The following is a 12342-nucleotide window of genomic DNA, read 5'->3' as shown; positions in this document are numbered from 1 at the left end:
AACGGGATGCCACAAATTGATGGTTTATAAGTTATTGTTTTATAGTTATTTTTAGAAATGAGAAAGGTAAGGGTCGCTCATTTCTCAATTTGAGAATCAGTTTGAAACTGTTTGGGAAAGTAGAGCTCTAGCATTTGAGGGATGATAGCCGAAGGTGAAAAGTGCTGTTCAACGGTCGCGACGGCATTGCGCTGTAGTGCGTTTCTGCGCTGCGAGTCGAGTGAGACAAAATCTTGCAATTGCTGGTTGAGTTCTTCCATAGAGTTAACCAGAAAACCATTGTGTTGGTGACGAATCAACTTATCGAGGTTGCCGACACTGAGTGCAAGGACGGGTATACCACGCGCCATAGCTTCAAGAGCCGCCATTGGAAGGCCTTCGAACCGAGAGCAAATGACCAACAAGCCAACATTTGGCCATATACTAGACATGTCACTCTGGTGACCGTGAAAGCGAACATTGATTGGGGCACAGGTGGTGAGTGCCGTTTCCATCGGCCCTGAACCATAAACATCAAAGTTTAACTCGTTATTAAGCCGTGCGATTTCAACAAATCGATCAGGCGCTTTCTCTTCACTTAATCGCCCGACAAAAGCAATCTGTTGTCCAGTACTGATGGCTAGCTGGTGGTTATCGATAAAGTTGTTGAAGCAAACAGACCGGCTTGGCAACTTAGCCATGATTGCATGACTGACGGCGAGAGAGTGGGTAGAGAGAAAGCTGCTATATCGGTCGATCAAGTCATAAAGCCATACTTTTCCTTTAGGTGTCTCGCCGGCATGATAAGTAGTGATCTGTGCAACACCAGTTAAGAGATGCAGCAGTTTACATATGATGCTGGCTTTATAGCCATGGGCGTGTACGACGGCGGGGCGCTGAGCTTGAATCTGGTCGCGTAATTGAAACACAAAGTGCTGTTTATCGCGATCAAGATAATCAACGCTTACGTTCGCTTGCTCTAATTGTTGTTTCAATTGGTTGTGATGAGGATAACGGCGCAGAAGCCAAACTTGAACGTGAATGTTAAAGAGCTTGAGCCCTTTCGCGAGCTCAAGCACATGCGTTTCTATACCCCCGAAGGTTTGACTATCAATCACCAACCAAACTTGATCAGACGAGTTGCTGCTCAACCTCAGACTCCCAAGCTTGTTTTTTTCGGTACACAGTTGAAGGACTAAGTTCGAGCAGCACCGCCGCATTGAGCACATTGCCGTCACAGTAATCGATCGCTTGTTGGATAGCCTCTCTTTCTATCTGCCACATAGGACGTATATTGTGATCCGACTTTGCGACTTGTGGTGTGGCACCCGTCAACTGAGAGATGGAGTCAGCATCATGTCGCAGTCTGACTGGCTCAGAGACCGCAGCAGTCGGTGAGTTTGTCTGGTGCCTTTTGTTTTTGATCAGTTGCTCCGGAAGATGTTCGTATCTCAAATGACTGTCGTCGTTCAACACGACAATATTGCGAATAGTATTTTGCAACTGGCGAACATTGCCGGGCCAGTTGTAACGTTTCAGCGCAGATTCCGCTTCTCGATGGATTGAAGAGAACTTCTTGCCATCTTCTTTGGCGTACACTTTGAGAAAATGGGTCGCTAAGGTAATGATGTCGTTACCACGATCTCGCAAAGGTGGCATTTCAACGGGAACCACATGAACGCGATAATAGAGGTCTTCCCTAAATCTGCCTTGCTCGACTTCTTGCAAAGGATCGCGGTTTGTTGCGCAGATAATGCGAACATCAACCTTGATCTCTTTGGTTGCACCGAGCGGAGTGAATGTTCCGGTTTGCAGAAAGCGGAGAAGCTTTTTCTGCATTTCCAGTTCCATCTCACAGAGCTCATCGAGAAATAAGGTTCCACCATGGGCTTGAGATGCCGCCCCTTTACGATCCGCTGTTGCACCTGTAAAAGCACCTTTTACGTGGCCGAATATCTCACTTTCCATCAGATCTTTGGGGATAGCACCACAATTGATGGCGACAAAGGGTTTATCGCGGCGCTTGCTCTCTTGATGAATGGCTTCCGCACATACCTCTTTACCTGTACCGCTCTCACCGATAATAAAAACACTCGCAGAAGTCGGTGCGACAGAGTCGATGATCTTATAGATCCCTTGCATGGGAAGGCTTGAACCGATGAAACCATGAAAACGATTGCGGTCGAATTTAGCTTCAATATCTTCGACGAGTGTCTCCAGTTTTACCTGCTGTAAATGCAGGGCAATTGAAGTCTTTAAACGGTCGGCATTAATTGGTTTTTCTAAGAAGTCTTTTGCGCCTTTTTGCAGCAAACTAACCGCCACATCAACGGAGCCATGTGCGGTAGCAATCACCACAGACGTAGGGATCTGCTGCTCGTTGATCCAGTCTAAGATATCTTCGCCATCCATGTCGGGTAGCTTTAAATCAAGTATCACTAGATGAGGGACATTACGCTCTATGAAAGCGATCGCTTCTTTACCCGTTTCAACATGGAAAAGGTCGTAATTTTCATCCTTAACGTACTGCTTATACAGAATAGCCAGTGATGTGGAATCTTCTATTAATAATACTTTTGGTTTCATAGGCGATTTCCTATCGATAAACAGTTAAGGTTGCATCGGTTGTGAAAAGCCTTGCTGCTTACGAATTTCTAGTGCGGCTAGTGATTGTTCAGCAAGGTGTTGCAACTCAGATTTAAGTTTGAAGGCTTGGTGTCCTTGTCCATCTATACATAGATGTTCAATTTTACGCGCAAAATTAGACAGTGTACGGTTGCCCAAAGCCAGTGAAGAACTGCCTAAGGTGTGTGTTTCAAACTCAACCGTGTGTGAGTCTTCTCGATCAATGGCTTGGTATATTTTTTCAAGCCGTTGATGTGACTCTTCAAGATAGTGGTCAATCAATAACGGGATGACATCTGCACTTGTGTCTTCAATCATCTGTTGAAGGATTTGTTCATCGACAAGTTCCAAATTAACCTCTTCTAATATTGATGAATCAACGGTTTTAATGTTAGCTCGATATGACTCTAATTGCCTATTTTCTGTGTTTGAAGTGTGAGCAGATCCTGATTCCGTATTGTGTTCTTCATTTAAGAATAGATTAATTTTTTCAATTAGTTGTGATGCTCTTAGAGGTTTTGATAAGTAATCATCCATACCGGAGGCAAGAAACTTCTCTCTGTCTCCCGCTAGGGAGTGTGCCGTAAGGGCAATAATAGGAAGTTGCGAGGTAATGTCATCATCGAGTTCGCGGATTGCTTTGCATGCCTGCATACCGTCCATCTCTGGCATAGAGATGTCCATAAAGATGATGTCGTACTGATATTGCTTGACCATCTCTACTGCTTGAACACCGTTTTCAGCAATATCGATAGTGAGGCCGATACGCTTAAACATCTCTCTGATGACCAATTGGTTCGCTCTGTTGTCTTCCGCAACCAAAATACGAGCATTAGTGTATTGCAAAGTAGGGCGGCTTTCAGTGGTATCCGGTGACGAGATTAGCTGATCAGCGACAGGTAAGCAGATATCAAAGGTGAATGTACTGCCAATGTGAGGCTGGCTGTCTACACGGACTTCTCCATCCATTAGATTGCAAAGCCGTCGGCAAATTGCCAGACCAAGTCCGGAACCTTCTTTGCTACGAGAGTATGATTGGTCAACCATAGTGAACTCATCAAACAGATAATCGATCGCATTTTGGTTGATACCAATCCCTGTATCTTGTATCTGACAGATGAGTTTTATCTTGTCTTCAGAGACCTTCTCCGCGCTTACTTTAACGGTGACGCTTCCTTCATGGGTAAACTTAATCGCATTACCAATTAGATTCAGTAAAATCTGTTTGACTCGGTTAATATCACCACGAACCTTACTGGGTACGTGGCCTTCAATATAGCAGTGTAAGACTAAATTTTGTGCTTTCGCTGTAGGAGTGAATGAATCGACAACACTCTCTACACACTGGCGAAAATCAAAGGGCTGATCCTCAAGGATCAGGGTATTTGACTCCATTCGTGTGAAATCGAGAATATCGTTAATGACGGACAGTAAAAAGTGGCCTGATTCAATCGCTGTCGAGACAAGTTTTCTCTGCTCCTTACTCAGTTTGGTCTCTTCGAGTATGTTGAGAATACCCAGTACACCATTCATTGGGGTTCTAATCTCATGCGACATAGAGGCAAGGAAACGACTTTTCGAGTCATTGGCAAGCTCCGCGCCTTCGCGGGCGGCGTGAAGCAACTTATATTCTTGTTCCAGCTTGGCGGACATGTCATCAAATGCACGAGATACGTCACCGATTTCGTCTTTCGATTGTGAATTAAGTTGAAAGCCAGGGCCCGATTGCTCAATGGTGTTGACCGCCGAAGCAATGCGAGTCAATCCTCGTGTTAAATAGGTACCTAAGGCGAAAGAGAAAAGGGCAACTAACACTACTTCCATGGTTGCAATGCCGACAATGGATCGTTGTGCATCATTCAACATCATCATGATAGGTTCGACTTGAAAGCCGATATCGACATAACCGTAGACTTTGCCGTTGACCTCAATCGGGCTACGCAAGTCGAAGATTCCATCATCAACACTTTCAAGACTGGTATCATTTTGCATCGCACGTTGTAAGATCTGTTTGTCACCAGCGCAGGCCATCTCTTTGCCATCACGCAACACTCTAACGTAGGCCACATCTTCCAACGTCATGAATTCATCGACGAGGCTTTCCAGAGTGGCGATGTCTGTGGACAGAACGGCATCTTTGGCCGCTTGAGTAAACATGGTTGCGCTAGAGTTGGCTCTCTGTATGAGCTGCTTCTCATTTGAGTTGGAAAGAAAGCTCATTGCACTGAGGACGAGAGCGATCAGCACAATGATTTCTATGATGGCGATTCCAAGGATTGTTTTTGAACGTAAAGTCATGCGCTTCCCCACTAATCCAAAATCGTGATGTTTAGCTTACGAACGTCATTCCAATCTTCATCTTGAGCAGCAACAAAACCTTTTAAGCTTAGTGTCTGTAGTTGAGCTTGTCCGACGCTACTTGAATCCAATGACATTAAGGCTTTTTGCAAGGCAGAGACCTGTTGCTGGCTTAAACGTGGGTGGGTGGCAATCGCATGTGGTGTATAAGACTCTGTTCTCCAGATGACTTTAAGTTGAGACTTGACGACTTCTGGCAGTGAGTTAAAGGTTCGCATTACACCGCCACCAGCGGGATAAAAGCCTTTAGCCACACCGAGATAGACTGAGTCGTGTGAGGAGACGTAGTTGACCTGATAACTGATTCCCGCTTTATTTAGATCGCTTTGAGTTAAAATGGTGGCTGCAAAAGCGGCAGGAGAAGGAAAAGCGAGCTTAGAGTTGTTGAGCTGTGTGAGGCTTTCAATAGGGTCTTTTTTTTTCGCGACAATAATACCTTGAATGAATTTGTCTTTTGCTTTGGCTATCGCACGATATCCTGGAGTCTGACTAAAAACCGTGTAGTGATAAGGGTTCATATACGCGATGTCATACTTCCCTTCTGCCAAACGTTGCTCGAAGGTAGGAATGTCTGGAGCGGTACTAAATACCACATCGATTCCCGTTTGCTCACTGAGGTAGTTCATTATCGGCGTCCACTGTTCAGCCAATCGACTGGCAGATTGCTGTGGAACGATGCCGAAACTAAGGGTTTGAGCTAGACATGTTACGGATAAGGTTAGGGCGGAAATAAACACGACTAGACGTTTCATGCTAACTCCTACGCTGACTGTGCCAGAAATTCGTTGGTCAAAATTTTGCTTGCTATACGCTCACGCCAACGACGTGGAATAAAGGTAAAGCGGTTTAACTCGCGGACTATTTCTTCGGCCAAAGTGGCTTGGTCTCTCATATTAAGAATAGAACCCAGCAGAGAAATTGACGCGCAATTGAGCATTTCAGTCGCTTTGGCTAACTGACCCGACGACGTTTTTCCACCCATAACAACAAGGACGGTCTGATCACAAGCCCCCGCGACGACTTGGGCGGGTATATTGCCGCGATTTATGTGTAACAAAGGGGAAGTGTCGCAAATGACTCGATCAAATTGTTGCAGCCACTCGGATACCGCGTTAGTAAGGTAGGTCGGGTCTTTGTATGCCAGAAGCGCAGATTGACTGCTAGGGACAGGTAACCCCGTAAACAGTTGATGCGTATCGTTGTGTTCAACCAAAAATCCAACTTGCTCAGTAAACTGAGGCATCGAATCGATCGATTCAAATGCTGGATGGAAGGTATTTAAATCAACGACTAATGTTTTATGGCCAGCCAATAAGTAACGCTCCGCAAGTGCAGATACAATGGATGTGACACCGTCACCTGATTGACAGGCGGTAAGACAGAGAGAGCGGCAACCATTCATCTCCGCTGCAAGATAGATTTGCTCAATCTCGGTATGGGTTGAAGGAATAATCATCACAACGCTCCTATTAACACTATGGTGGTGGTTAAGCGCAGAATATCTTCCAAGCCAACACGGGCTTTTTCCAAGATGCTTTCGCTACGGTCAGGAACATAGATGGTGTCACCGGCACGAAGGACAGGCAGTTGATATATGTTGGCCGTTTTACTGAAGTTCACCAAATCAAATGTTCGCGCCTGACCCTGACAGCAGGACATATTTACGATAGAAATCTTTTCAAGGTAAGCTCGGTCAGACGGGCCGCCTGCTTCTGCAAGTATGTCGAGCACGGTCATATTGTCATCGAAAACGTAACGTCCAGGTTTGTTTACCGCGCCAAGGACACGCACGGTGGACTCTTTCGAACGATCCAGCCAGATTTTATCTTTCTCGGGAATGTAGATGGTGTCGCCCATGGTCACGTTAGGTAATAGGCTTTCGTCGCCCGTTTCGAAGTAAAGAGAAAGGTTCAGCTTGCTCACTTTTGAGTAACTTTTGTCTCTATGGGTGATGCGGATGTTATGGATGTCAGCATCTTTGGTTGGGCCATCGGCGGCGGAAAGAATGTCGAGGAAATGCATATCTTTGGTGAAGCGATAGCGTCCAGGCGCGTTGACCTGACCGAAGACGTAAATCGACGCATCCGAACTTTGACGAACCCATTGTGACTTATTATCCGATGGGTCTTGAGGCAGGTCATGAATACGAATAATGGACCCTGCTGTAATGCTCGGCAATTCACTGCTTGGTGCTCCACTCAAAATATAGGCATCGAGGTCGAACACATGGAGTTTATTGTCACTGGTGACAACCTCGATTTTTGAAGTATCAGCGCGTAATGTTGGGCCGCCTACGTGAGAGAGTAGATCCATTAGGTCCATTTCATCAGACCATTCGACACGACCGGGACGAACCACTTCTCCGATGATGCGTACTGCGCGATTCGGCGCTATCTTGAGCCAAGATTTTTCGTTCATGTCGGTTTTCTCGGGGACAAAGATTGCGTCACCAGCACTGATTTTCGGAGGGTTGCGTCCTGATAGACCTTCAGTAAAAGCGGTTAGGTCGAATTTGACGACCGTACCATTGGCTTTAATGACGCGAATCTGACGGGATTCAGCGTAGCGTGTTGGCCCGCCAGCATTGGCGAGAATATCCATAAAAGAGGCATTTTTTTTACCTTCATAGGCACCAGGACTAGCGACTTCCCCCATGATATAGACAACATTAGCACCCGACTTAATTTCCTCTTCTTGCTTGGGTACAAAGATAGTCGTTCCCGGAGTTAGGGTAGGCAGCAGAGAAACATCACCACTATCTAAATAGGATTTAAGGTTGAATAGTTTAGGGGTGTTGTCCGAAATCACTCGGATTTGTTCTACCGAAGCATAGCGAGTGACGCCACCTGCTCGCATAATGATATCAACCAAATCCGTATTGGCTTTGTAGCCGAATGAGCCTGGAGCGTTGACTTCGCCAAACACTTTGATCGCAGTTCGTCCATCAGCGCTGTCGCCAGCGTTTGCGAGTTTGGTTGCGTCAAACTCTTGTTCGATATTCCCGACGAGCGGTGAGGCGGGAACGAAAATCGTGTCCAGTGAATCGAGCTCTGGAAGCAGTGACGAATTACCAGTATCAAGGAAGTTTTTATAATTGAAGGTGATTTTATCGTTGCCGCGTTTTATGAATAGATCGTTCAACTGAGCGCCTGCACGTAATCCACCGGCTGCGTGCAGTGCCATCTGAATATCCGCGCTCTTAGGTAAGGTGTATTCACCGGGTGACTTTACGTACCCTTGGACAGAAACGAGGATTTGTTGTTCGGCGATGTAAACTGTCGCAGAGGACAGATCGCGATAGACTTTCTCCAACGCTTGTTTGACGGCCGACTCAAGTTGAGGCTCAGTATAGCCAGCAACATAAAGGGCACCCACTTCAGGCAAGGTGATTCTGCCACGCTTATCGACTTGAAATCCTTTGTTTAGAGAGGTTTCGCCTGGCAGATTAACTTGGATTAAGTCGCCGATATCAACACGCTCTTCACTCGCGTTGACCAAAGTAGCAAGTGACAGTAACAAGGTGACGAACAGAAGATTAATTTGTTTCATAGTAGCCTCCTTGCATCGGTGACTCAGTGCGTTCCTGCTTGTCGACCACCTCAATGCTTACTCGGCGATTAGTAAGACGAACGCCCTCAGATTCTCCCTGATATAGAGGAAGGGTATCGCCTACGGAATGGGTTTTAATACGTTCTGGACTCAGGCCAAAAATGATCAAATATCTCTTAACTTGTTGTGCTCTGCCCATAGCAAGTTTTTGATTGTAACCCACGTCACCCACCGAATCTGAATGACCCGTGACGGAGAGCGTTAAACTTGTATGCTCTTCCAGTAAGTTCGCTGCGCGAGCTAAATGCCCCATATATTTAGGGTTCACCTCTGTAGAGTTGAATGCAAACTGATTATCCACATTGAGTAGACTGTAGAGCTTGTCGATGATGGCCAAACGTTGCTGAAAGGCGTTCTCATCCATTGGTGGAACACATTTCGCTTGAGAGGTTACGTAGTCCAATTGCAGTTCTAACTCATTAAGACGTTTGCGTTGGATGACGATATCATTGGCTGCGTCGAGAAGAAGGCCGCCTTCCAGTTCACGAGCAATGCGATTCTGTTTCTTTAGTGCCTGAACCACAGCGGCTGGAAAACACCAACGTGCACCTTCTCGAATGAGTGAATCAAGCTGAAGTTTGGTCAACTGCCAGTCGAAGCGTAAACCGTGTTCTGGACCAAGAGGCTCATCGGGCATGACAGGAGTGAAACTCGATTGAATATAATCTTCTGCAATACCGCCACGACCACTTTCAGGGTAGCTGGAACAGCCAATCACTGAACTGACAGTGACAGCTAGGGCTATGTGTTTGAGAGAAAAGTTCATGCCAACGTCCTTTGTTAGTGAGTTATTGTTATTTTTAGTGAGTTTGAGAATTGACCGGAATCGCCTGACTGATGCGCAGCAGGTTAATGATTTCCAGTGGCTGCCCTGAAGCGTTTTCGATGCGCATGTTGCGATGGCGTTCAATAAGGCGCTTGTAGAGATACACGATAGCGCCGACACCAGAGGAGTCGAGAAACTGGACGTGGCTGAAGTCGATCTCCACATCGCGGCCAGAGTCTTCAGCAATAATCTGATCGATGTGTGGTTGAGCGAAACGGCTGCCGTCAGCATCTAAGTTTCCGTTGATGATGAGTGTATCTATGGTTTCACTGGCTTGAATTTTACGTAGTTCCATGACGCATACTCCTATGTTGGTTGCATAGAGTGGAGCAGGTTACGTGCCAAAAAAATAACCATTAATAATCATGTGCTTAACGTTTTTCTTTGTGAGTTTCTCAATATGAGAAATCGTTTTTCTCAATTTGAAAGTTATAAGAGTGAGGCTAAAACATCAGGTTTAACTAGTTTGTTTCCAGCGAAATGTAACTGTGATTACTAACAACTATCTTTTAGACAGCGATGACTCTGAATCCGTAATATTGAACCTAGAAACGCTCCAGATAGTGGCAATAATTGAGGCAACAATTGAGCTAGGAGCCGTCGCTATGCAGTTAAGATGTTCGTTGGTCGCAATCAGCGTGATCGCAATATTAAACTCGCCTGTATACGCAAAAGAGAAAGACATGCGACCTGAGCCTGTGGTGTTGGCGAGCAACTATAGTGATGAAATCGATTTAGAGCAGTATTGGCAAAGTGAGAAACTTGATGGCATTCGTGCGGTTTGGGATGGTTCCACTCTCCGTACTCGACGTGGAAACCCAATCGCTGCACCAACGTGGTTTACAAAGTCTCTCCCCAATTTTCCTTTGGAAGGGGAGTTGTGGGCAGGTAGAGGAAACTTTCACATTGTTCAACAAACGGTGTTGGATCAATTACCCAAACAAGTGGCTTGGTCATTGATCCGCTACATGCTATTTGACATTCCTTATAGCGATCAGAGCTATCTGAAACGCTATGACGCCTTACAGAGTTTAGTCAATACGCTGGATACAGAACATATCCAATTGATTGAGCATACACCAATAGAAAGTCAGGCGACATTGTTTGACAATCTTGAGCGTGTAGCGGCACTTAAAGGTGAAGGTTTAATGTTGAGGAATATTCATCATGCCTATCACGCAGGGCGAAGCCAAGATCTAATCAAGCTTAAGAAACAGCAGGATGGAGAGGCGGTCGTTGTTGGTTATAAGCCAGGCAAAGGCAAGTTTTCCAATATGATGGGAGCACTGTTAGTCGAATTACCCAATGGACAACGGTTCTATATTGGAAACGGATTCAGTGACGAGCAGCGTAATTTCCCTCCACCATTGGGTAGTCGCATTACCTATCAGTTCAATGGCTACACTCAAAATGGCGTGCCTAAGTTTGCTCGATTTCTTAGAGCCGCAATAGATCAATAAAAAACAGGCCAGTCAATTGACTGGCCTGTCGCGTTATTTAGATGCGAGTTCTAATTGATGAGCATCATCGAGTCGATGCATCCAACGTAGGCGTAATCCGAGCATGATCGCTGCCGAAGATAGACCAATAATAAAGCCCATCCAGAAGCCGTGAGCGCCCATTGGTTCTACAATCCAGTCTGTCATAGCGAGTATGTAGCCTAGTGGTAAGCCCAATACCCAGTACGCAATAAAGGTACGGTTGAATATTGCTGCCATATCCTTGTAGCCACGAAGAGCACCAGCCGCGACAACTTGTACCGCATCGGTCACCTGATAAACCGCTGCCAGCAATAATAGCTGCAACGCAAGCTCGATCACTGCTCGGTTGTCGGTGTAGAGCAGGGCGACTTGTTCTCTGAACAAGACGGTGAATAGTGCCGTAAACAGTGAGCTTGCTACCGCAACGATAAGGCCAACACGAGATGCGATGGTAGCCCCCTCAACGTTAGATTCCCCAAGTCTGTGTCCGACGCGGATACTGGTTGCAGCACCAATACTCATTGGGATCATAAACACTAATGATGAGAAATTAATCGCGACTTGGTGAGCTGCGACGACAAGTGGCCCTAATGGTGCCACCAACAGAGCGACAACAGCGAATAGGGTCACTTCAAAAAACATGGCGGCGGCGACGGGGAATCCCAGTTTAAATAGACGTATCAATGGCTTTATTTGTGGACGATGAAACTGTGCAAATAACTGAACGTGTGCCAATCGATTGGACGTCAGCACATAGAAAAGCAATAAGGCAAACATAATCCAATAAACAATGGCTGTAGCGACACCACAGCCAACCCCACCAAGAGCAGGGGCGCCAAACTTGCCATAAACAAATATCCAGTTGAGCGGAATATTGATCAGGAGTCCAATAAAACCAATCACCATCGCTGGCTTAGTCAATGACATACCATCGGTTAAGCTTCGAAGCACTTGGAACAGCAAAAATGCAGGGACGGCGAAGATAACAGCGTGCATGTAACCAATCGTTTTGCTCGCCATCAGAGGCTCGACGTCCATTAGACCGAGGATACCTTTGGTTTGCAGCAAGACTAATGAAATCGGGATAGACAGCAAAAGTGCCATCGCAAGTCCCTGATGGATTTCGAATGGTACTTTGTGCTGTCTACCTGAACCATTGAGCTGTGCCACAACAGGGACTAAAGCCATTAGAAGACCAACACCAAATAGAATCGACGGTAGCCAAATACTCGCAGCAATGGATACCGCTGCCATATCTGTTGCGCTGACGCCACCCGCCATTACGGTATCGACAAAGCCCATTCCTGTTTGAGCCACGGAAGCAATCAGAACAGGTGTAGCCAGTTTTACCAGTGTGTTAGCTTCGGTTTTATAGCGATGCAATGAAAAATACTCCAACAAACTGTTTGAAAAACCTGAGTGAATAGGCAAAGGAATGCTGCGCACTCAAGCACAGAGAAAATG

10 protein-coding genes are annotated in these 12342 nt (G+C 46.0%); 1 reads left to right on the top strand and 9 read right to left on the bottom strand.

The window, feature by feature from the left end; all coding sequences use genetic code 11:
- Positions 1–77 precede the first annotated feature (77 nt).
- Genes QTN94_RS00600 through QTN94_RS00565 form a run of 8 tightly spaced genes read right to left on the bottom strand, consistent with a single transcriptional unit; the run spans position 78 to position 9692 of the window.
- Positions 78–1130: a glycosyltransferase family 4 protein gene (locus QTN94_RS00600; protein WP_331426528.1), complete on the bottom strand. Its 1053-nt coding sequence runs from the start codon at positions 1128–1130 to the stop codon at positions 78–80.
- A complete protein-coding gene (locus QTN94_RS00595; RefSeq protein ID WP_331426527.1) occupies positions 1111–2565 on the bottom strand; it encodes a sigma-54-dependent transcriptional regulator in 1455 nt (484 codons plus the stop codon). Before QTN94_RS00595 ends, QTN94_RS00600 begins: the two co-directional genes overlap by 20 nt.
- A 24-nt stretch (positions 2566–2589) precedes the next feature.
- Complete coding sequence (locus QTN94_RS00590; RefSeq protein WP_331426526.1) at positions 2590–4902, bottom strand: HAMP domain-containing hybrid sensor histidine kinase/response regulator; 2313 nt, start codon at positions 4900–4902, stop codon at positions 2590–2592.
- Positions 4903–4913: 11 nt separating this feature from the next.
- Positions 4914–5714: a phosphate/phosphite/phosphonate ABC transporter substrate-binding protein gene (locus QTN94_RS00585; protein ID WP_331426525.1), complete on the bottom strand. Its 801-nt coding sequence runs from the start codon at positions 5712–5714 to the stop codon at positions 4914–4916.
- A gap of 8 nt (positions 5715–5722) precedes the next feature.
- Positions 5723–6418: a CpsD/CapB family tyrosine-protein kinase gene (locus QTN94_RS00580; protein ID WP_138970933.1), complete on the bottom strand. Its 696-nt coding sequence runs from the start codon at positions 6416–6418 to the stop codon at positions 5723–5725.
- Positions 6418–8511, bottom strand: a complete 2094-nt coding sequence (locus QTN94_RS00575; RefSeq protein ID WP_331426524.1) for an SLBB domain-containing protein — start codon at positions 8509–8511, stop codon at positions 6418–6420. The genes QTN94_RS00580 and QTN94_RS00575 overlap by 1 nt, the downstream gene beginning before the upstream one ends.
- Positions 8498–9337, bottom strand: a complete 840-nt coding sequence (locus tag QTN94_RS00570; protein ID WP_331426523.1) for an OmpA family protein — start codon at positions 9335–9337, stop codon at positions 8498–8500. The genes QTN94_RS00575 and QTN94_RS00570 overlap by 14 nt, the downstream gene beginning before the upstream one ends.
- Before the next feature lie 34 nt (positions 9338–9371).
- Positions 9372–9692 (bottom strand): STAS domain-containing protein, encoded by a 321-nt coding sequence (locus QTN94_RS00565; RefSeq protein ID WP_138970935.1) that lies wholly within the window; start codon positions 9690–9692, stop codon positions 9372–9374.
- Between the two features lie 310 nt (positions 9693–10002).
- On the opposite strand from QTN94_RS00565, the gene QTN94_RS00560 reads away from it, so the two are divergent.
- Positions 10003–10857: a DNA ligase gene (locus QTN94_RS00560; RefSeq protein ID WP_331426522.1), complete on the top strand. Its 855-nt coding sequence runs from the start codon at positions 10003–10005 to the stop codon at positions 10855–10857.
- Positions 10858–10890: 33 nt separating this feature from the next.
- On the opposite strand, the gene QTN94_RS00555 is transcribed toward QTN94_RS00560, so the two are convergent.
- Entirely contained in the window at positions 10891–12261 is a 1371-nt protein-coding gene (locus tag QTN94_RS00555; protein ID WP_331426521.1) for an MATE family efflux transporter, read from the bottom strand.
- Between the last annotated feature and the right edge of the window lie 81 nt (positions 12262–12342).

The sequence above is a fragment of the Vibrio sp. M250220 genome, from assembly GCF_036533795.1.
GTDB lineage: Bacteria > Pseudomonadota > Gammaproteobacteria > Enterobacterales > Vibrionaceae > Vibrio.
This window is presented reverse-complemented; position numbering and strand designations above follow the sequence as displayed.